Here is a 23,009-nt window from a genome sequence, read left to right as displayed (position 1 = left end):
ATTTATGATGTACACGATACTGCTCATGACGCTCCAGGTTATGTATCTAAATCCAAGAAAAGATAAAATAGTAAACAAATTTTTGACAAAGAATCCTCTCGTATCAGCGACAGGATTTTTTGTTTGAACCAATTTATTAGATTAAAATTTGGGGTATTTTTTTGTCAAATTATGATGTTTACAGAACAAATGTTTTATAATGAAGTTGCTTTGTTTTTTTTTAGAATGAAAGTTTTTTGAATAATTATATTTGAAAACAAGTAAGTTTGAAAGGAACAGAATTTATCTTTTCAAGCATTAAATAATTAATAGAAGATATATGAAAGTTGATTTTTTAGGAAAAATAATCTTGGGAGTTATTGTGCTGTCAATGCATCTTTGTCAAGCTCAAAAAAAGAAAAAACCAAATGTAATTGTCATTTATACCGATGATCATAGATATACCGGAATCCATGAGTTGGGAGGAATGCCAGTAAAAACTCCGAATATTGATAAATTGGCAAAAAATGGAGTTGTGTTTACAAATACCTATTTGATGGGAGCGTTTTCTGGAGCTACCTGTATGCCAAGTAGAGCCATGTTACATACTGGACGTCAGTTGTTTAAATTAAAAGGAAAAGGAAGGGAACTACCAGTAGATCACCATACTATGGGTGAAACTTTTCAGAATTCAGGGTATCAGTCTCATATCATTGGTAAATGGCATCAAGACAGAGGATCATTGTCACGTTCATTCGATTCTGGGGATCATGTAATGGGAATTGGAGTTTATTTAACGGATCATTATAGAATGCCTCTTTGGGATTGGGATAAAAAGGGAGTATTTCCTAAAAAAGATGCGTATTTGATAGAGTTTGATGAGAAAGGTAAAGAGAAGCAAAGACCTATTGTAAAAACAGACAAAAGAGGTCCAACAGGGACAGAGAGATTAGGTCCACATACTTCAGAAATATTTGCTAGGGATGCCGTAAGTTATATTAAAAAGTATAAAAAACGTGATCCGTTTTTTATGTATTTGGCCTTTCATGCACCGCATGACCCGAGACAAGCTCCTCAAAAATACAAAGACATGTATCCGATTGATCAAATGGAATTGACACCGTCCTATCAATTACAGCACTCTTTTGATAATGGAGATATGGTGTTAAGAGATGAAGCTTTAGCTCCATGGCCTAGAACTGAACAAGTTGCAAAAGAGCATTTGGCTAGCTATTACGCAATTATCACTCACCTAGACGCACAAATAGGAAAAGTGATTGCTGCTTTAAAAAAAACTGGAAAATATGAAAATACCCTTATTGTATTGGCAGGAGATAGTGGTTTGGCAGTAGGGAATCACGGATTGATGGGGAAGCAAAGTTTGTATGATGAAGATGGTATCCATGTTCCGTTTATTATTTCTGGTGGAGCAGCACCTAATTCGGGAAAGAGACTAGGGGCTTATTCGTATATTCATGATATTTTTCCTACGATATGCGACTTGGTTCAGATCCCTATTCCGAATTCAGTTGATGGACTGAGTATGTTGCCCGTTATAAAAGGAGAACAAGAACAAGTTCGTGAGTATACCTATCATGCATACAAACAATTTCAGCGTGCCTATAGAAGGGGAGATTATAAGTTAATTGAGTATGTTAGATCTGAAGGGGAACATTATAAAAAAGGGAAATTTACCGCTGGTTCAAGAGTGACACAACTGTTCAATTTTAAAAAAGATCCTTGGGAAACAAAAGACTTATCATTCTTACCAGAATATCGTTCTATTTTAGATTCTATGAAGAAAGAAATGATTGAAAAAGCCATCGAATTAAAGGATAAAGAAGGAAATACTTTAGGTGAGAAATATGATTTTTGGCAGGTTTTATAAAATTATTTCCCAAAAATCCAAATTTATTTAGAAACAAATAAACCCCATATAAATAGTGATATTGTCTGGGGTTTTTTAGTGTTTAGAGATTCGATATTTATGTGGATTTGGACTCGAAATTCATTTTAGGTTTGACAAGTAGAATTCTTTTAGTTACTTTTATTGGGCAGAATTCTAACCAAATTTTGTTTTAAAATAACCGCATTGAAACCTAACAACAAACAAAAACTAACGCTGAGCAAGTTCAAGAATATGTATGGAACTTACCATAGCTCTTTGATAATATTTGCTGAAAAATATGTGCAAGATTTAAGTCTTGCAAAAGATATTGTACAAGAAGTTTTTATAAAAGTATGGGAAAAGGATGTTGTTTTTTTGAGTCAAAATGCTGTGAAGTCATATCTGTATACTTCCGTACGAAATAAAAGTTTAGATTATTTAAAAAGCAAAGAGTTTTCTGTAAAAAAGCAGTTGTCTCCCTTAGAAATGTCCATTTTAGAAAGTGATTCATATTTTGAAAAAGAGCTTTTGATGGAAGAAGTTTCTAGACTAGTGCACGAAGCGGTGAATACACTTCCTTATAAGTGTAAAGAAATAATTCTATTGAGTTTGAAAGGTTTGAAAAACGAACAAATCTCGGAGGAATTATCGGTTTCAATCAATACAGTTAAAACACAAAAAAGAATTGCCTATCAAAAATTAAGACCGATGCTAAATGGAGCTTATGTATTCATTGCATTTATTTTTAATTAATTTTTTTATTTTTTTTCACCCCCTTTTGATTTTTAATCGTCTTAGTAATGTATGGTGTCCTATTGGCACAATAAATTGCTATGAAAAATAACTCTATAAACAAAATTTCTCTGATTGCTAAAAAGATTGCGAAAGCAAAATTGAATAAGCAAAAAGTTGATTCTGTAGACGTGTCTTCGCTTTTTAATGAAGAGGATGCCTCTGAAATTATGGGGAGATTGGAAGAAGGAGAGTTTATTAAAAGGAGAGAGAAGAAGATTAAAAATATAGAGAAGACAAAAAATGAAGATTGGGAGAATTTATTGCTCAAACTACACCCCACTCCTAAAAAGAATTATTTATTATACTTTTCTAGAATTGCCGCTGTTTTAGTTCTGTCTTTATCAGTTTATTATTTTTATGATAAACAACCTGAACAAACAATACAGTCTAATGATCTGACGAACGAAGATTTTGTTTTTGATGAAAAAGATGTTTTGCTAAAGCTAGATAATGGAAAGGTGGAGGTGATTTCTGCAGATGGAAGTAAAACTCTTGTAGATTCTGAGGGAAAAGTTATAGGGAAACAGAACGGAAAACAAATAGATTATAAATCTGTTAAAAAAGAGTCAGTTGCAAAAGAGTTAGCTTACAATGTTTTGTCGGTTCCATATGGAAAAACGTTTCAAATAGAATTATCAGATGGTACGAAGGTTCATATGAATGCAGGTTCAACATTAAAATATCCTATTCAATTTATCAAAGGAAAAAAAAGAGAGGTGTTTTTACAAGGAGAAGCGTTCTTTGATGTTACAAAGGATCCGAAACATCCCTTTATAGTAGCTACTGATAAATTAAATATTAGGGTTCTTGGAACTTCTTTTAATGTTAGTTCATATGAAGAAGACGCACAAGTTAATACAGTGCTGGTTGAAGGTGCTGTTTGTTTGTATAGCAAAGCAGATGCATATAATAAAGAAACAAGTGTGTCCCTTAAACCCGGCAGAAAGGCTAGTTGGAAAAAAGGATCTGAAGTAATAAAAATCAAGAAAGTAGATACCTCAATTTATACTGATTGGAGATACGGTAAAATAAGATTTAAGCACATGCAGTTTCGTGATATCTTAAAGAAATTAGAGAGACATTACAATGTGCGAATTACGAATACCAATGAGGAATTGGCAAATCAGTCTTTTACAGCAACTTTTGATATTGAAACCATAGAACAAGTTCTACAATCGTTTGATAAAAATTACAAATTAACCTATGTGATTAACGGTGATAGAATTCAAATTAAATAAATTTAACTAAACTTAAACCAATAATCTTAACTCTATGAATTAACCACAATTTATTAACCAGATCTACATTTATAAAAAAAACCGGGAAATGCTGGAACATGACCCGATTAAAAATGTAGTGATTTTTTTAACCACTAAACCTTATAACAAAAGTATGAAAAATCTCATTAATGTAGGAGAGAGATTCCCCTATGCCTTAAAGTTTGATTTAAAGATGAAATTAACCGTTTATCTATTTATTATTTCACTCTTTCAAATTCAAGCAAATACCTATTCACAGTTGACCAAAATCTCAATAGATTTAGACGATGTTACAGTTGAAAAAGTATTACTTGCAATTGAAGAGAAAACAGAATTTAAAATTCTATACAACGACAGTGAAGTTGACTACAGCAGAAAAGTTTCTGTAAATGTGGAAGATGAATTGGTGTTTAAAATTTTAGACAATTTGTTTGATAAAACTAAGATCACTTATGAAATAGTTGACAAGCAAATAGTATTACTTAATAATCCTTCAAAACCTTTAGCGAAACCTGTTGTCCAACAAACAAAGACAATTACAGGAACGGTTTTGGATGATACTGGTGGTCCATTACCGGGAGCTTCTGTTATGGTACAGGGGACCAATGTTGGAGGAACTACAGATTTTGATGGTAACTTTTCATTAGAAGCTCCTTTGAGTGCATCAACAATTATTGTGTCCTATATGGGGTTCAAATCTAAAACAGTGTCTATTGGAGATGGAACAAGAATTTCTGTATCCTTAGAACCAGATTCAGCGACCTTAGATGAGGTTATTGTTGTAGGGTATGGTACCGTTAAGAAATCTGATGTTACTGGATCCATATCAAGTATTAGTGCAAAAAGTTTTGAGGATCAGCCATTGGCTAGGGTAGAAGATGCCTTACAAGGTAGAGCAGCGGGGGTTTCTGTTGCAAAACAATCAGGTACTCCAGGTGGACCAGTGAAAGTAAGGATTCGTGGAGCCAATTCTATTACAGGAAATAATGATCCTTTAGTCGTTGTTGATGGTATTATTGGTGGAGATCTTTCTACGATTAACCCTAATGACATCGCTTCGATGGAAGTATTGAAAGATGCATCTGCTACTGCTATTTATGGTTCTCGTGGAGCAAATGGGGTGATTTTAATTTCTACGAAAAAAGGTGCTGGTAAATCTAAAATGGATGTAGATTATTTTACTTCTTTTTCAACGGTTCCTAAAATGTTAGAAAGTTTGGGAGCTGATGCAGCCAATTTTGCTAGAATTGAAAATAGTAAAAGAGGATCTGAATTCATCCCTCAATCTGAAATAGATGAGTTGGCAAAATCTGGTGGTACTAATTACCAAGATTTGCTTTTTAGAACTGCAATCAGTCATAATCTTCAACTATCAATGAGTGGTGGAACGGAAGATTTTAATTATTTTGTTTCTGGAAACTATTTGAACCAAGAAGGAGTTGTTCAAACTACAGGTTATCAACGTTTTTCTATACGTTCTAACGTGAATGCAAAAATCACGAATAAGTTCAAAGTAGGAACTAATATTTATGCAAGTAGAGGGAAAACAACAAATGACATTGAACAGTTTGGTCGTTACCAAGGTACTTTAGTAACGCATGCAATTGCATGGGACCCGACAACACCATTAGTAAATGATGCTGGCATGAACAATGAGCGTTCTTCTAGAGAATTAGCATCTTTAAATTACAACCCAATCCATAGATTAAATTTAAGTGATCTACAAAGAATTGAGGATAGGTTGAATGTGAACTTCAATTTAAGTTATGATATAGTTGAATCCTTAAATTTCTCTGTTGTTGCTGGTGCAAGTACTATAGGAATTACAAATGAAAATTTGAAAATGGATTATGAAGCTCCTGATGCCAACTTTAATAGTACAAAAAACACGAACTACCAGGTAAGTAATATTTTAACATGGAAAAAATCATTTGGGAAAAACAATATAGTTGCAACTGGATTGTATGAGTTTTCAAAAGGAGAGTCAAGATGGAATGCTTATGCGGCTAATGATTTAATTGGACCTGCAGGATTTTATTTTGCTGAGTTGAATAAAGGGTATAGTATTTCTAATAATAAAGTAGAAACTGGAATCTCTTCATTTATGGCGAGAGTTGGTTATGACTGGGATAAAATATTTTTCTTAACAGGTACAGTTCGTTCAGATTCTTCTTCAAGATTTCAGGGTGAAAATAAAACAGGAACATTCTACTCATTCGCATCATCTTATAGTTTTAGTAATATGAGTTTTATTGCGGATAATGATGTTTTAAGTAACTTAAAAGTTAGAGCAGGATGGGGACAGGTAGGAAATCAAGACATCGCTGCGTATAGTACCTTCCCTGAAGTAAGTATCAATCAAAGATATTCATTCAACGGTTTGCCAGCTCCAGTTCAAGGATCTACTATTGCGGGAATCGGAAACCCAGATACTACATGGGAAACTACTACACAATTAAATATTGGAGTTGATTTAGGCTTTTTGAATAATAAATACAGTTTGAGTTTAGATTGGTATAAAAAGAATACTACAGATTTATTATTAAATGTTCCAATTCCTGAAACATTGGCAGGGGTGAATATCAGTCAAATTCAGAATGTTGGAGAGGTTCAAAATACAGGTTTTGATATTACGTTGGGAGCTAATTTTATTGATAACGATAACTTTAGATGGGATGCCAACTTAACAATGTCTAAAATCAAAAACGAGGTAGTTAGTTTATATGATGGAAAGACAGAAATCCAAGGAACTTTTGCTAGTACAGATGGTCAAGGAGATATTTGGAATATCATTCAGGTAGGTCAACCATTGGGACAGTTTCAAGGTGCCACTTTCTTAGGAACATGGAAATCAACGGATGATATTCCTCTAGACCCAGATTCAGGAAACCCAATTGCCGTTCCAGGTGATGCGAAATACTTATTAGATGCTGATAATGAAAAAGTAATTGGGGCCATAGGAAATGGAACACCAGATTTTATGTGGGGATTCAACAATACATTTACTTATAAAAATTGGGATCTTAATGTGTTCATTCAAGGAGTACATGGTTTTGATGTTTACAATACAACAAGAGCAATTATTGTAGGGGCATCAGGAAACCAAAGAAGTTATATGCATCCAGAACAATTGAATCAGTGGACGCCAACAAATGAAACGAACATTCCTGCTACAGGAGAAAACGTATATGGATCTACGCGCTATGTAGAAAAGGGTGACTATATTAGGTTGAGTAACCTTAATATAGGGTATACATTTAGAAATATTAAAGGAATTGAAACTTTAAAAATTTACGGAGGTGGTCAGAATTTATTCTTAATCTCTCAGTATTCTGGTTATGACCCAGAGTTAAGTTCAAGACCTGCAGATGTTGCTGTAAACCCTGCAAATACAGATAGTGCAGTTGGTATTGATGCCGGAGCTTATCCGAATCCTAGAATTTTTTCAATAGGAGCAAAATTCCAACTTTAATAACCATACTAAAAACATACAAAGATGATAAAATTAAATATTCATAGAAAATTTAAGATGTTCACAGCTGCAATTGCATCTATTTGCATCTTGACTGTTTCTCTTCAAAGTTGTGTAGATTTAGAAGAGGATCCAACAGAGATAAGATTGGCTCCAGGAGCATATAGTTCAATTTTTGAATTAGACTTAGGGGTAAACGGAATATATGCACAATTACGAAATGCTTCGATGTGGTCTACATTTTATGTAAACGGTTGGAGTGGAGATGATATGACAACTCATAAAACAAGTAATAAGGCTGATTTTAGAGAGTTTGATCAAAGAAGTGTTTCCAATGCAAATGGTAGAACCGTTCAAAACTGGAATAATATTTATGGAATGATAGCTGCGGCAAATAACGTATTGAAAAACATTGAAGGTATTACTTTGGAAGATGCTGAGGCTCAGCAGAGACTTTTAGGGGAGGTATATTTTTTAAGAGGGGCAATGTTTTTTCATTTAGCTCGTGTACATGGTAGAATAGCATTACCTACAACTCCAGAAATTGATTATGATATCAAACTTTCTTCAGAAATAGAAGTGTATGAACAAATTGAAAGTGATTTGAATCAGGCTGTTGCATTTTTACCAGTGATTTATCCAGGAGTAGAAGATGGTGCACCGAGACCAAATAAAGGGTCAGCAAAATCATTGTTAGCTCGTTTGTATATGGATTGGGCAGGTTTTCCTGTAAAGGACAATACAAAATATGCGAAGGCACAAACTACGGCGAAAGAAGTAATTGATAACAGTGCATCTCATGGATTTGAACTAGAAAGTAATCTTGAAAATCTATGGACTATGGAAAATAGATTCAACAAAGAAAGTACATGGACTATTGCTTATTGCCAGCCCTGTGGAACTCAAAATGGTAAATTCGCTTGTTTAGGAATGCCAGGGGATCTTCAAGGATGGGGAGAGACGTTTGCAGAAATCAGGTATTTTGAGGATTTCCCTGAAGGAGCAAGAAAGGAAGCAACTTATAGAACTGATTTAGATTGGACAAATTTTAATGATCAGGTGACTCCTGTATTCAAAAAAATTGTTGGTCCTGATTTAGATGTCCCATTAGGTGTGTTTTTTACAAGTAGGAATGATTTTTATATGAGATATGCAGAGGTGTTGTTGATATATGCTGAAGCTTCTGGTGAGGCAGGAAATGTAACTGCGGAAGCTTGGGAAGCCTTAAACCAAATTAGAAGACGAGCTGCAGGATTGCCTTATGCAACGCCTGTTTTAACACCAACTAGTCAACTCGATGCAGAAGGAAATGCACTGCCAGCTTTACCACAATACGTAGATGTTTCTTCAGGAGATATTTCAGAATTAACGTTCCAAGAAAGGAAATTGGAATTAGCCGGAGAATGGATCCGTTGGAATGATTTGGTTCGTAAGGAAAAAGTAGCAGAGGTATTAGGGAATAGAGATCCTCAAGTAACGCCTGACAATCAAAATGGTGGAATTATTGATGTACAAAATCCAATCATTGGTTCTTTAGGAACAGAGAATTATTTTGCTCCGATACCAGCGGCCCAAATAAAACTGTTACCTGGATTAGGTGAATAAAGGTATTCGGTTAATTTAGTTTGATTGAGACGGTAAGGGTCACTAGATCCTTACCGTTTCTATTTAAGTTTTATCAAACCTATGCCTCCTGTTTTTTAAAAAAAAATATACATTTAGTCTTTTAATAAAAGAATCACAAAATGACATATCCCTCAATTTATATTAGAAGCATTTTTATCCTTTTTTTCTCACTCTTTTTTTTATGTGCTTGTTCTGAATCGCAGAAAAAAGAAAGTCTTAAAAAACTGAAAATGTTTTCAAATATCAATTCAGGTGTTTCAGGTTTAAGTTTTTCAAATGATTTAAAAGAGGATGTAGCCACTAATTATTACAAGTATATGTATTTGTATATAGGAGGGGGAGTAGCTGCTGGAGATATTAATAATGATGGATTGGTAGATTTATTTTTTACGTCAAATACGGGAGAAAATAAATTGTTCCTCAACAAAGGAGGATTGAAATTTAAGGATATCACCACTAGTTCAGGGATCAAACATAAAGATGGTTTTGACACTGGAGTTACGATGGTAGATGTCAATGCAGATGGTTACTTAGATATTTATGTCTCTAGAGGGGGATGGAAAGATGATGGTGATAAATTCTCAAATTTATTATTTATCAATAACGGTGATTTAACCTTTTCCGAAAAAGCAAAGGAGTTGGGAGTTGCAGATGATAACCGAACGATTCAAGCAACATTTTTTGATTTTGACAATGACAATGATTTGGATGTTTATGTATCCAATTCACCAGATATAGATGGAAAAATAAAAATATTAGATTTAAAAAAAGCAGATAGAAATCCGGAAAATGCAAGACTTAAAGGGAATGATCATCTGTACGAAAATGATGGGACGGGACATTTTACGGATATCTCTAAAAAGTCTGGCCTCCTTACTGATTTAGGATTTGGACTGAATCCTCAGGTAGGTGATTTAAATAATGATGGTTGGTTGGATTTGTATGTTTGTAACGATTTTAATTATCCTGATTTAGTTTATATAAATAATAAAAAGGGTGGTTTCGTTGAGTCTAGAGACGCCTATTTCAAGCATATGTCCTTTAATAGTATGGGAAGCGATTATGCTGATATCAATAATGATGGTTTAGAGGATTTGATGACCTTGGATATGAACCCTGAAGATTATATTCGTTCTAAAACAACGATGGGAATGACCTCAATTGAAAATTTTGAGTCCATGGTAAAAAACGGTTATCATTATCAATATATGCACAATATGCTTCAGCTGAATAATGGGCAAAAGAATTTTAGTGAGATTAGTAAAATGGCTGGTGTTGCCAATACAGATTGGAGTTGGTCTATATTATCAGCTGATTTTGATTTAGATGGTTTTAATGATTTTTATATCACCAATGGTGTTTACAGAGATGTAATTGATAGAGATACAAATAATAAAATTCTTTCGATTTTAAGAAAAAACGGAAGGAAGCCAACACCAGAAGATTTTTTGCTGTTCACAAAAATGCTACCACAGCAAAAATTAAATAATTATTTTTTTAAAAATAATGGAGATTTAACTTTTGAAAACACTTCTGATTCATGGTATGATAATAAACCAACTTTTTCTAACGGAGCTATTTATGCTGATTTGGATAATGATGGAGATTTGGATATAGTAGTGAACAATATCAATGAAAAAGCGACTTTGCTTAAAAATAATGCTGTGGAACAACAGCTAGGAGAGTTTTTAAGAATAGAATTAAAAGGACCAGAAAAAAATAAGTTTGGAGCAGGAGCAAAAGTTAAAATTAAACTTTCAGATAACTCAACTCAAATAAGGCAATTGACCAACACTAGAGGGTTTTTGTCTTCAGTTTCTAATATACTCAGTTTTGGTATCAAAAAAGGAGTGAAGATTGAAAATCTTGAAGTCCAGTGGCTAGATGGAAAATCTCAAGCCCTAGAAGAAATCAATGTAAATGAAACTTTGGTTTTAAAATATAGCAATGCCCAGATTCAAGCTAATGACCGAATTAAAAGTAATACCTTATTTAAGGAGCACGAAACACAAGAAAATCATAAAGATCCCTATTATAACGACTATGAAGTACAAGTTTTGTTACCTCATAAGTTAAGCCAAACTGGACCATGTATAGCAAAAGGAGATGTCAACGGGGATGGTGTTGATGATGTCTATGTTGGTGGAGGTCATACACAAGCAGGTAGGTTGCTAATTGCTGGTGAAACTGAAGATTTAAAATGGTTGAAAAACAACTCTTTTGTAAAGGATAAGGTGTATGAAGACACAGCTGCAACTTTTTTTGATGCAGATAACGATGGCGATTTAGATTTGTATGTGGTTAGTGGTAGTTATGAATTTAAAGAGAATTCTGAAGTATTGTTAGATCGATTGTATTTGAACAATAGTAAAGGATATTTTACAAGAGCTAAAAATAACATTCCTAAAATCAACAGTGCTGGCGGTGTCGTGATTTCTACAGATTTAGATAACGATGGCGATTTAGATTTATTTGTAGGAGGAAGAGTTATTCCGGGTAAATATCCATATGCTCCAAAAAGCTACTTGCTCATAAATAATCATGGAAAGTTTAGCGTAGAAACCCAGAATATAGCTCCAGAATTAGAGGAGTTAGGAATGGTTACTGATGCAAAATGGGCGGATTTAAATGGAGATGGATTCACGGACTTGATTGTATGTGGTGAATGGATGGGGCTAGAAGTGTTTATCAATGAAAGAAGTAAATTGGTAAAAAGTAAAGACTTTACAAAATTGAATAATGCCAAAGGGTGGTGGAATAAAATTTTGATAGAGGATGTGGATGAAGATGGAGATTTGGATATTATCGCAGGAAACTTAGGTTTGAATTATAAGTTTAAAGCCACAAAAGAAAAACCATTTCATGTGTATACAAGCGACTTTGATTTTAATGGGGTAGAGGATGTTTTTTTAGCAAAGGAATATAAAAATAAGCAAGTGCCAATAAGGGGGAAAAGTTGTTCAACACAGCAATTACCACATTTAAAAAACAAAATTAAATCTTATCAAAAATTTGCAAATTCTGATTTAGCAGGAATAGTTGGACCAGGTATTCAGAATGCTTTGCATTATGAAGCCAATGAATTTAGATCAGGGATTTTTATAAATGATAATAACAAATTCGTATTTAAACCCTTTAGCAATGAAGCTCAATACTTCCCAATAAACAGTATTCTATTTAATGATTTTGATAAAGATGGAAAAAAAGATTTATTAATGGCTGGGAATAATTATCAATCTGAAGTAGAAACAACAAAATCGGATGCTGGTATTGGTGTGCTAATGAAAGGAAATGGAAAAGGGGACTTCGAATATGTGAATTCTAGAAAAACTGGGGTTTTTGCAAATAAAGACGTGCGAGGAATTGTGTATTTGGAGAATAAATCAAATCCGCTAGTGTATATAATTAACAATAATGATAGACATCAGATATTCTATTTAAATAAGAAATAAAAATATTGAGGTAGTCTAGAATTTATATATGTAATTCTAGTCTTTCAATTGGTTGTTGTTTGGAAAGAGAACCGTGTAAACGGTTCTCTTTTGTTTTTATAAACTACCTTTTTGTTCCTGTTTCAACTTTGCTATCCCTAGTTTCATTGTAAGTTTTAAAAAGTTCAGCGATAAGTTCTTTGTGTTTTGCTGAGTGAATTAAATTCTCAGTCTTTTTCTCGGTGGGATTATTTTTTAAGTCAAAAAATGCAACGGGGTTTCTAATAGAATCTGTTTTATCTTTTTTGTCTAATTTGATTATTAATTTCCAACGGTCTTTTAAGATCATTACTTCTTTACCTGTTCCACTTTGGACCATAATATGCGGATGAACCTCATCTTTGTTTTTCTTTGTTAATAAATGTAGTAGATTGGAGGAGTCCATTGCTTGTCCTTCTGGGATTTTTTGTCCTGTGATCGCTGCCAATGTAGCCATAACATCTAATCCAAGAACCGGGATGTCAGATGTTGATTTTGATTTGATTTTATCTGGCCAACTAGCAATAAAGGGAACTTTGTATCCACCTTCATAAGCTTGATTTTTACCTCCTCTATAAATATCACTTGGCTTATGACCTGATCTCAGAGTTTCTTTAATCATCAACCCTCCATTATCTGAAGTAAAAATAATTAAAGTGTTTTTATAAATCCCTTGTCTCTTCAAAGTTGCGATCATCATTTCTATTTGAACATCCAATTCCTTGACCATGTCTAAATGTTTTGAAGGCGTTGTTCCGGCGATTTTTTTACCATTTAAATAGGCTGGTGGTGCATGTGGTTTATGAACTGCTTGAGAACAGTAATACATAAAAAACGGTTTTTCTTTCGAAGCATTTTCTTCAATAAAATCAACTGCTTTACTTATCAATAGAGGTCCGATATGATGTGGGTCCCAATTACTATCACCAAGCCCTTCTAATTTGTCCAATTTGACACCTATTTTAGTCATGTTTTCTTGAGAAATATAGGCGACTTTTGAGTCTTCTTTTAAAGGCATCATATTTCCGTTTTCATAAACAGCATATGGATAATCTTGGATTCCTGCAGGCAAAGTAAAGCTATAATCAAACCCTTTTTGTTGTGGACCATTTATTATTTTACTGATATCAACGTCAATTTCAGGTTTAGATCTGTTACCTCTGTAGATTTTTGTGGAACTTCCTTTAGCAAGAAAATCTCCACCTAGATGCCATTTACCCAAAAAGCCAGTTGTATAATCAGCTTGTTGCATTAATTTACCTAAAGTAAGTTGATCCTTTTTTATTGGAGATTCTTGAAAAGATCCCCATACACCCCATGGATATGTACTTCGGTAACAACTGTTACCTGTCATTATAGCGTATCTAGAAGGAGCACATAGAGCAGCCGGTGCATTTGCTTTGGTAAAGGTCATACCGCTTCTTGCAAGTCTGTCTAAAGCTGGTGTTTCTAAAATGATGTTATCTGAATGCATTCTTCTGTAATGTGAAATATCACCTACACCGATATCATCAGCTAAGATTACAATAACATTGGGTCTGTTCTGTGATATTCCAGTAAAAGAAATAAAAAGAAAACTGAAAGCAAGGAATAGATTCTTCATGGTTTTATTATTAATTGTTGAACGAAAAAAAGACTAGAAGAAGAATTTTATTTCTTCTTCTAGTCTTTTTTATGATTTTATTTTATCAAATAATCCAAACGCCTTAGAACTTGCGGTTCGTCCAAAGCTTTTTTAGTTAGTTTAGACTTTTCTAGCTTAAATTTATATTTATGACCACCATCACTCATCAATACAATTGAGTTTAAAATAAGTAATGCTTCTCCTCCGTCATTTGAGGTGTATAAACATTTTGTCATAGAGGCAACCGGATTTGAGATTCCTCTAAGTCCGAGGAATTCAGAAGCTCTAACTCTGTTGATTAATTGATTATCGGTTTTTTCAATTTCTATAATCAAATCTTTAAACCCGATGGCTTGTTTGTCAAAAATGCTACAATCTATAAGTGCCCAATATCTTTCCCATGGATCTTTAGAATTAAGACTTTTTCTTAATTGATCTTTAACCTCATTGAAATCATGCAAACTATAATTAGCAATTTTAAGATATTTTTTAATGTCTTTTTTGTGATTCTGACCAAATTTCACAGGGTTATCAAAAGCATTGTTAATTAAATAAAACTCAGGATAGAATGCTAAATCAGGCATTTTAGAAATGCGCTTGTTTAAGTTTTTTCTAAGTGTAATTAATGTTTTTTGATATTCAGGAAGTTGTGCAAGGTTATTGGTTTCAAAGGGATCCTTTTCCACATCATACAATTCTTCAACTTGTTTTGGTTCGTAAAATTGAGCTTGAATATCATTTAGTTTACCAGCATTGTAGAAATTACTCCATTGTTGATATCCTAATTGTTTGTAACGATAATTATTCATCAACCCATTAAAATTAAAAGGTTGGTAGTTACGCGTATATTTAAAATTCCCTTTTCTTACAGCACGTACCATGTCATATTTTTCATCAAAACGATCTGCATAACTAAAAGTTTCATCACGTTTAGATAAATCTTTAGCTGAAACCCCCTTTCCTAAAAAAGGAATTCCATCCATACCTTTTGGTGTTTTAATACCCGCTAAATTCAGAACAGTAGCACCAAAATCAACAAAACTTACAAATGCTTCTTCCTTAGTTTTTGCTTTTACAGAAACTAAATCTTTGTAGTTGTCAGGTATGTACACAACCAAAGGAACATGAACTCCCATTTCATTGATATATCCTTTACTCCCCGGTAAAACTCCACCATGATCGCCATAGTAAAAAATAAAGGTATCGTCTAAAAGACCATCTTTTTCTAACTCCGCGACAACAGCTCCAACTTCGGCATCCATTTCTTGAATTTTGTCATGGTATCTAGCATTAGAGTATTTGAAAAGTCCTGTTTGAGGATGATTTGGCTGAACAAAAACATTTTTTTGATCGTTCTTAGTTCCTGCCTTCATGTCCTCTCGGCTGAAATGCATTCTGCTTTCATGGGTCGTTCCAATATTAAACACGTGAAAAAATGGTTGGCCTTCTTTCCTATTTCTCCAAGAAGCCTTTTTAGAAGAAGCATCCCATACATTGTCTTCCTTAATGATGTTATAATCTTCTTTGGCACAATTGGTCGTGTAATAACCAGCTTTTCTTAGGTATGCAGGGAACATTTCAACACCCTCTGGCATTTCTACTTTGGCCATTCTTCGATGATAATGTGTAGCCAATCTAGGCCCATAAGACGATGCAATCAAAGTAGATCGTGCTGCGCTACATACAGCCGCGTTTGAGAATGCATGCGTAAAAATTACACCTTGATTCGCTAAGTTTTCAATGCTCGGTGTTTCCACACCGTTATCATCAAAAAGTTTCATATAGTGTTTGGAGTTATCTTCAGATACGATCCATACAATATTTGGTGTTTTTTGTGCTGTAACAATTAGAGAGTTTACAGCACAGAAAAACATAATCATTTTAAATGGAGAGAGTTTTTTGTACATTTAATTTATTATTTAGTTTCAATAGTTACTTTGCTGCTTCTAAGTTTATTAGATTTTGCATAAAGTGTAATTTTACCAGTTTTTTCAGTTGATTTAATAATTGCTAAACACATACCATTAAAAGCTTTTCTTTTATTTGCTTGAAAAGGCTCTAAACTGATTTGGTTTCCGTTATCCACACCAACTAAAGTACCAGCTCCTCTAACTGAGAAGTTTACTAAGTTGTCTGCAACTGGACACATATTACCATTTTTATCTACAATTCTTACAGTAACATAAGATAAGTCATTGCCATTAGCATCAATAACTTTTCTGTCTACAGATAATTGAATTTTAGCAGGCTTACCTGCAGTATGTATAGCTTCTTCTAATATTTGTTTACCATCTTTATAACCAATTACTTTTATATTCCCAGATTGATAAGGAACGTCCCAAGATAAACGGTATTTAGATTTGAATGTTTTAGGCTCGTATCTTACAAAGTCAACCAAAATTTCTGTTAAATCTTTTCCTTTGACTTTTCTACCCATAGATTTTCCGTTTACAAAAAGCTCTGCCTCATCACAATTTGTGTAGCAGTAAACCGGAATTGTTTGACCTTCCATACCTTTCCAATTCCAGTGAGGCAATAAATGGATCATTGGTTTTGAACTCCATTGACTTTGATAAAGGAAAAATCTGTCTTTTGGGAATCCACATAAATCTACAGCTCCAAAATAAGACCCATGAGAAGGCCAGTCACCATTCCAATAGCCATTGGTAGAGTTGTCTTTACCTCCATAAGGAGTAGGTTCTCCTAGATAATCAAATCCAGTCCAAATAAATTCACCCATTACGGTTGGGTTTTTCTCCTGAAAATGAAATTCAATATCTGGAGGGTAAGCCCATGGTGGCCCAACAATGTCATAACTAGTAACATGTAAAGATTCATGATGCTTGTATTTTTCAATAGGTAAGTGATACACACCTCTACTACTTGTACAACTAGATGTTTCTGAACCATAAAGAGGCATTTCAGGATAGTTGCTTATGATCTCTTCGTATTTAGAAGGTTTGTAATTTGCTCCAGCGATATCTGCTTGCTGTGCAAAGTTAAAACGATAAGGAGCAGAATAATTATTCATTCCGAAAGTTGTAGGACGAGAAGGGTCAATTTCATTGCAATATTCATGCAGCATTTTTGCAACCTTCCAACCGTTCTTTTTGTCGTGTTGTTCATGGATTTCATTTCCAGTACTCCACATAATAATAGAAGGGTGATTTCTATCTCTTCTAACCATGTCTTTGATATCTCTTTCTGCCCATTCCTTAAAGAAAACGTTGTACCCGTTAGGTACTTTTTCTTCTTCCCAAACATCAAAAGCCTCATCAAGTACTAACAATCCCAATTCATCACATACTTCTAAAAATTCACGAGAAGGTGGGTTGTGACTTGTTCTGATTGCATTTACTCCCATGTCCTTCATGATTTGTAATTTTCTTTCATCGGCTCTTTTGTAAACAGCAGCACCTAATGCCCCGTTATCGTGATGCAAACAAACCCCGTTAAAGCGAACTTTTTTATTGTTCAAGAAAAAACCTTCTGCACTGTAAAAAATAGAACGTAATCCAATAGTCGTTTCATAGGTGTCAACTGTTTTTCCGTTTTGAACAATAGTGGTTACCAATTTGTAAAGGTTCGGGCTATCGATATCCCAACGCATTGGATTTTTAATATCGTTATATACCGCAGAGACTGTAGAAGAATTGGCAGCAATTTCTATGTCATCACTGTTTGTGGCAACACTTTTTCCATTAGGATCAAAATATTCATGGTTTACCGTCGCTTTTACAGTTTTGTTACTTTTATTTTGAACTGTTGTTTCGTTTTGTACCACCGCCAATTTTTCTGTTACAGTTGGTGTAGTAATATAAGATCCCCATTGACCAACATGAACGGGTTCATCAATTTTTAACCAAACAGATCTATAAATTCCTGCTCCAGGGTACCATCTTGAAGATAAATCCTTAGGAGTTAACTTTACGGCAATGATATTGTCAGATCCGTCGTATTTCAATTCTTTACTAATATCAAATTCAAAACCGATGTATCCAAAAGGACGATTCCCGACAAAGGTTCCATTTACCCATACATGAGCATCATACATAGCACCTTCAAATTCAATACGAATTGTTTTTCCTTTTGCCTCCGATGGCATCGTGAAATGTTTGCGATACCATCCTGTACCGTGAAAAGGTAATCCACCGCAACGTGCATTGTATTTTTCATCAAAAGGACCTTCAATAGCCCAATCATGTGGTAAATTTAATTTTCTCCATTTGGAGTCATTGAATGCCGTAGTTTCGGCTCCTTCACTTTCTGCGTTGAAAAACAACCAGGATTTATTGAAGTTTTGACCTTGAGCAAAACTTGATGTAACGATAAAAATCGAAACTATCAGGATTACTACTGAAAACACATTTTTTTTCATTGTTGAATTTTGAATAAGATAAAGTTTAATTTTTTCTTTAAAAATGCTCTTAAAGCACGTGTAGTCTACAAAAATACCAATATACTGTAGTTTAAGTAGTCTACAAATGTCCAATAAACTAATACGAATGTGTTTTTGTAGAAGTGTAGAGCTTTTTTATTGCAGGAGAAGCCAGTTTAGATTGACCACTTTGTCCGCTCCCCAATCCGACTTAAAGACAACAACAATGTTTTGAACTCCTTTAACTTTCTCTGTGAGTTCCGTTTCTATAGTCTCCCATTGATTCCAACCACCCGTAAATTCAGCAGGGAAAGTGGCGATTAATTTTCCCTTGAAATGACCTAGCCTTACTTCAAAACTACCGTTTCTTTGTCCACATGCAACTCTAGCTTTTATTTTTGTAGCTTCACCATTACCAAAATCAACACGGTTGAATTTTACATAGCCCATCATTCGAGTATCGCAAACCATCCATCCTTTAGGTTCATTTCCACCAACAAATTCAGTTTTTGCCGAGGATATCTCACTATACCTATCTACCTGAATGGTATCATTAACTTTTGGCGTTCCAATTCCTCTCAGGGTAGGTTTTACTTTTTTGATAGTACCATCTTTGTTGAATTCCATGTAATCTGCTCGCATAGAACGTAGTTTGTTGTAACCACTGATTTCCCACCAATGATAAAATAAAATCCATTTGTTATTATATTTAACAATGGAATGGTGGTTTGTTCCGTTGCCAATATTATCCATGATTTTTCCTTGATATTGATAAGGTCCCATTGGGTTGTTACTTGTAGCATAAGCAATTGTATATCCTTCTTGTGGGAAAACATGAGCAAAAGTTAAATAGTATTTTCCTTTGTGTTTTAATGGGAAAGGCCCTTCAACATAACCGGCTGGTAAACCTTCTATTTTCATCCCGTTTCCATCAATCTCCTTCATGTTGTCTTTTAACTTGGCAACTTTTAAAGTTTTTCCACCTGCGTAGAAAATATAAGCTGTTCCATCATCGTCTAGTAGCAGTCCAGGGTCAATTCCATCAAGTCCTTTTATGTAGCTTTTTTTCCATTTAAATGGGCCTGTTGGAGATTTAGATACTCCAACTCCGATACGTCTAAAGGCACTTTCATCTTTGGGTTGAGCTGGGTAATAATAGTAATATTTGTCTCCTTTTTTTATACAGTCGGGTGCCCACATACTGTAAGAATTTTTTTTACCCCAAGGAACTTCATTTTGATCTAATACGCTTCCATGGTCTTTCCATGTATTTCCATTCTCAAGAGAAAAAGAATGATACCCCGGCATGCAAAATCTTGGGGCTTTCACTCCTTTTGGTGGAATTGCATCACAGGAGGGGTATACATATAGCTTGTTGTCAAAAACGCGAGCTGTGGGATCTGCGGTATATAAATGAGTTACTAATGGGTTTTGGGCGTAAAGTGTTTGTAACACGATACAGGCAAATAAAGTAATAATTAAGTTTTTCATGATGTTGTTTTAACTAGATCAAAACTAGGCATCATTTCTTTTTTACTTAGAAACAGATGATTTTCAAAGGGGAACAGATGGTTGGTCTTCTTTAAATAACTATTAGATTGAGCTTGTAAAAAAATGAAATAATGAATAGAAATAAAAAAGGCTGTCAATTGACAGCCTTTAAAAGTGAAATAGAAAAATCTATTTTTGGTTTTTAACAGAAAATTTACTTCCTTTTTTTACAACACCCTTTGCTGTGTGGTGTTGCATTCTAGAAGTTTTAAATCCTCTAATATATTGGTAATTGTAATTTTTATATTGATGAGTTAATCCCCAGCGTAAAATTTCAGTCGGTTCTTTTTCATTGTCTGCAGTTCTGTTCAAACCTATGGCATGAGGTGCACCTTTTACAACAGCTTTTATTTCAAAGTTGATACCGTCAGGAGACCATTGAACGGTGTTTTTCTCAGGACCGTCAGTAGTAATTAAAGAAGCAATACCTCCATCATAAGGCCAAACGCAAATTTCATGTCCACTGTTACTAATTGGATTGTAAGGAGATTTTACGTAAGGTCCTTTAGGGTTGTCAGCGATGGCAACACCATGTCTAATCTGACGACCACCAAAAGTAATAGCTTCACCCATTTGTTCTCCTTTATAGTATAAGTAGAATTTTCCTTTATAAGGAATAATACAAGGATCATGTACTTTGTGACTATCAAAATCACCTTTTTTCTCAACAGCGAATCTGTCTTGCTCTTCACCTTTCCAAATTCCGTTATCAGCAGGACTTAAAATAGGTTCTTTGCTTTTTGTCCATGGTCCGTTTGGAGATGTTGACCAAGCCAAACCAACTTGATTTTTAACACGAACACTGTAAGGGTTTTTCACTGTTTGGTAACATAAATAATACATGTCTTCATGTTTCATGATTTCAACTGTAAATACAGAACGATCATCATATTCACCAGCTTTTCCTCTTGCTACAGCAACTCCTTCTTCTTTCCAGGTGATACCGTCGGTAGAAGTAGCATACCAAATATCACATCTATCCCATGGGAATACTTTATCTTTTACAACATCTCCACCAAATCCTTGCGAAGGTCCAGTACTTCTACTAAACCATGTATAGTATTTTCCATCATGTTTGATGATGGCACTAGGGTCTCTTCTTACAACACCTTCCTCATATGCGAAATCCCCTTTTAAGTCATATGTTTGGTATTGAAAGAACCAATCATTTCCATAAATTAACTCATCATCCCAAAGCAATGCTCTTTTAGAAGCAGCACTTAATTTATCTTTATTTGTGATTCCAAGAAAATCTTGCTTCTCATCAGATAACTCTACTTGTTGTGGATTGTCATGAGAATGACCGCAATCCGCTTTTTTCTCGCATGAGAATAATGCTAGTCCAATGATTGCAGGAATAAAAAATTTCATTTTGTTCATTTTGTTCGTTTTATTTTAGTTTGTTTTTAAGCTAGAGTATTTGAATATGCGATAATTACGATACCAATAACCATACAGGCCAATCCTAAATATAATGAGTTTTTAGCTTTTAAAGATGCTTTAGCCCATTCCTTTGTGATCAATCCACTTACGATAGCAGTTACGACACAGGCAGTATTGAAAATAGCATATCCAACACTTCCTCCAAGTTCTTTTCCTAGTTTAAAGGCTGCATAGGCAAATACAACAGATGCCGCAAAATTAAAGACCCCCATGATACTCGTTAATAGAATGTTTTTACCTAAATGAGGTGTATTGAATTTTCCCCAAAGTTTTTTAGCAGATAATTGTTGGATAAAGTACACAGCAATGGCAACACCACCCGCCATGTATATAACATACATCACCGCAATAGCACTTTTCCAAGAAGCGTTCCCCTGTGCTTGTGATGCTTGATCAATGATTTCTGCTCCATAAGAATTTGCAAAGCTAAACCCTGTTGCTAGAAGTCCACCCACAATAGCAATTGTAATTCCGGTTACGATAGAGCCTCCTTTGTTAGAGTTTTCTTCGCTTTTTGCTTCTTCGTCTTTCTGACGAATGATACCCGCTCTTCCGTTTGCCATCACTCCAATCAGTACCACAACCAATCCTCCTAAGATTGTTAAGAAAACATTTGAAGCGGGGATGCCTCCGATGAAAAATGGGATAAGAGACCCAACAAGTATGATGGTTCCAATGAAAATTGAGAAACCTAAAGAAAGTCCAATGTGATTGATTGCTTTACCCCACATCATAGCACCGATTCCCCAAGCAATACTTGAAACAATCATCCCAATAAGTACATTTGATGGGATGGCTGACAAAACATCTGAAAAGCCGTCTATCAATAAAAAGGCAGCAATGTTGGGAACAACAAAAGTATTGATGGCGAAAAACATACTCCATGTGTTTTCAAATTCAAAGTCTTTTGTGAATTTTTCTGGTAAGGCATATAAGCCTAATAATAATCCTGCAAGAATTGCAAATAATACACCTGTTAACATATAATAATTTTAAGTTTAATTAATTCGTTTTATATAGATACTGTTACAATTACCAATCGAATTTAAAAATAGTAGTACTTTTAAACTCTTCTCCCGATTTTGTAATAGATTTAGGAGAATTGGCGATGTTTGGTCCGTTTTGATATCTGTGAGTTTCACAACAAAAGCCGCGATACTTTCCATATTGTTCTCCGTTTTCTCTTTTGATTTCGTCTGAAGTGTATTTGCCTGTGTATAATAACATACAAGGTTCTTCACTAAAAACGGTTAAAGATCTTCCGGATTCATTTGATTGTATTTGAGCAACCTCAATTAAATCAAAATTAGGATTGTCAAACGTGTAAAAGTGTTCAAATCCATCGTTTATTTGATTGTGAACTTCACCAATTACTTTACCATTTCTTAAATCATCGGCTTGATTGGATATGTCCAAAACTTCGCCAGTTCCCGCACCTGTTTCATCCATTACTTGTCTTTTATGTGTGTTTACTTTTGCAACATGTTTTTCAACTGTTGATGCAAACCCATCTAAATTAAAGTA

At 34.3% G+C, this 23,009-nt stretch carries 12 protein-coding genes and 1 pseudogene; 6 read left to right on the top strand and 7 right to left on the bottom strand.

Translation table 11 applies throughout. The features are described from left to right. Nucleotides 1–319: 319 nt before the first annotated feature. The 6 genes from P8H68_RS03365 to P8H68_RS03340 all read left to right on the top strand — a co-directional run bounded on the left by P8H68_RS03365 (nucleotide 320) and on the right by P8H68_RS03340 (nucleotide 12,471). The gene (locus P8H68_RS03365; protein ID WP_300321597.1) at nucleotides 320–1,867 is read left to right on the top strand and encodes a sulfatase-like hydrolase/transferase; all 1,548 of its coding nucleotides are present in this window, start codon (nucleotides 320–322) and stop codon (nucleotides 1,865–1,867) included. A 204-nt stretch (nucleotides 1,868–2,071) separates the two neighbouring features. Beyond that, nucleotides 2,072–2,620, top strand: a complete 549-nt coding sequence (locus tag P8H68_RS03360; RefSeq protein ID WP_300321594.1) for an RNA polymerase sigma-70 factor — start codon at nucleotides 2,072–2,074, stop codon at nucleotides 2,618–2,620. Nucleotides 2,621–2,700: 80 nt separating this feature from the next. Then, entirely contained in the window at nucleotides 2,701–3,900 is a 1,200-nt protein-coding gene (locus tag P8H68_RS03355) for a FecR domain-containing protein (RefSeq protein WP_300321592.1), read from the top strand. A gap of 154 nt (nucleotides 3,901–4,054) precedes the next feature. Further along, nucleotides 4,055–7,393 carry a TonB-dependent receptor gene (locus P8H68_RS03350; RefSeq protein WP_300321589.1) on the top strand — a complete coding sequence of 1,113 codons (3,339 nt, stop codon included), beginning with the start codon at nucleotides 4,055–4,057 and terminating at the stop codon, nucleotides 7,391–7,393. A 24-nt stretch (nucleotides 7,394–7,417) separates the two neighbouring features. Beyond that, nucleotides 7,418–8,998 (top strand): RagB/SusD family nutrient uptake outer membrane protein, encoded by a 1,581-nt coding sequence (locus P8H68_RS03345; RefSeq protein WP_300321587.1) that lies wholly within the window; start codon nucleotides 7,418–7,420, stop codon nucleotides 8,996–8,998. A gap of 251 nt (nucleotides 8,999–9,249) precedes the next feature. Further along, complete coding sequence (locus P8H68_RS03340; RefSeq protein WP_300321584.1) at nucleotides 9,250–12,471, top strand: VCBS repeat-containing protein; 3,222 nt, start codon at nucleotides 9,250–9,252, stop codon at nucleotides 12,469–12,471. 103 nt (nucleotides 12,472–12,574) lie between these two features. On the opposite strand, the gene P8H68_RS03335 is transcribed toward P8H68_RS03340, so the two are convergent. The 7 genes and pseudogenes from P8H68_RS03335 to P8H68_RS03305 all read right to left on the bottom strand — a co-directional run. Beyond that, nucleotides 12,575–14,092 carry an arylsulfatase gene (locus P8H68_RS03335; RefSeq protein WP_300321581.1) on the bottom strand — a complete coding sequence of 506 codons (1,518 nt, stop codon included), beginning with the start codon at nucleotides 14,090–14,092 and terminating at the stop codon, nucleotides 12,575–12,577. 77 nt (nucleotides 14,093–14,169) lie between these two features. Then, nucleotides 14,170–16,020, bottom strand: coding sequence for a sulfatase (locus P8H68_RS03330; RefSeq protein ID WP_300321578.1), 1,851 nt, complete (start codon nucleotides 16,018–16,020; stop codon nucleotides 14,170–14,172). Between the two features lie 8 nt (nucleotides 16,021–16,028). Further along, on the bottom strand, nucleotides 16,029–18,491 hold the full coding sequence (locus P8H68_RS03325; protein ID WP_300321575.1) for a glycoside hydrolase family 2 TIM barrel-domain containing protein: 2,463 nt from the start codon (nucleotides 18,489–18,491) through the stop codon (nucleotides 16,029–16,031). Nucleotides 18,492–18,647: 156 nt separating this feature from the next. Beyond that, nucleotides 18,648–19,982, bottom strand: a complete 1,335-nt coding sequence (locus P8H68_RS03320; protein ID WP_300321572.1) for a family 43 glycosylhydrolase — start codon at nucleotides 19,980–19,982, stop codon at nucleotides 18,648–18,650. Between the two features lie 189 nt (nucleotides 19,983–20,171). Then, a complete protein-coding gene (locus P8H68_RS03315) occupies nucleotides 20,172–21,422 on the bottom strand; it encodes a family 43 glycosylhydrolase (protein ID WP_300321570.1) in 1,251 nt (416 codons plus the stop codon). 26 nt (nucleotides 21,423–21,448) lie between these two features. Further along, nucleotides 21,449–22,468, bottom strand: coding sequence for an L-rhamnose/proton symporter RhaT (locus tag P8H68_RS03310; protein WP_300321568.1), 1,020 nt, complete (start codon nucleotides 22,466–22,468; stop codon nucleotides 21,449–21,451). Between the two features lie 49 nt (nucleotides 22,469–22,517). Then, nucleotides 22,518–23,009: pseudogene (locus tag P8H68_RS03305) on the bottom strand (galactose mutarotase); the annotation flags it as partial.

The sequence above is a fragment of the Flavicella sp. genome, assembly GCF_029238425.1.
Classification (GTDB): Bacteria; Bacteroidota; Bacteroidia; order Flavobacteriales; family Flavobacteriaceae; genus Flavicella.
The sequence above is the reverse complement of the archived record's forward strand: the minus strand, read 5'-3'. Positions and strand labels throughout refer to the sequence as shown.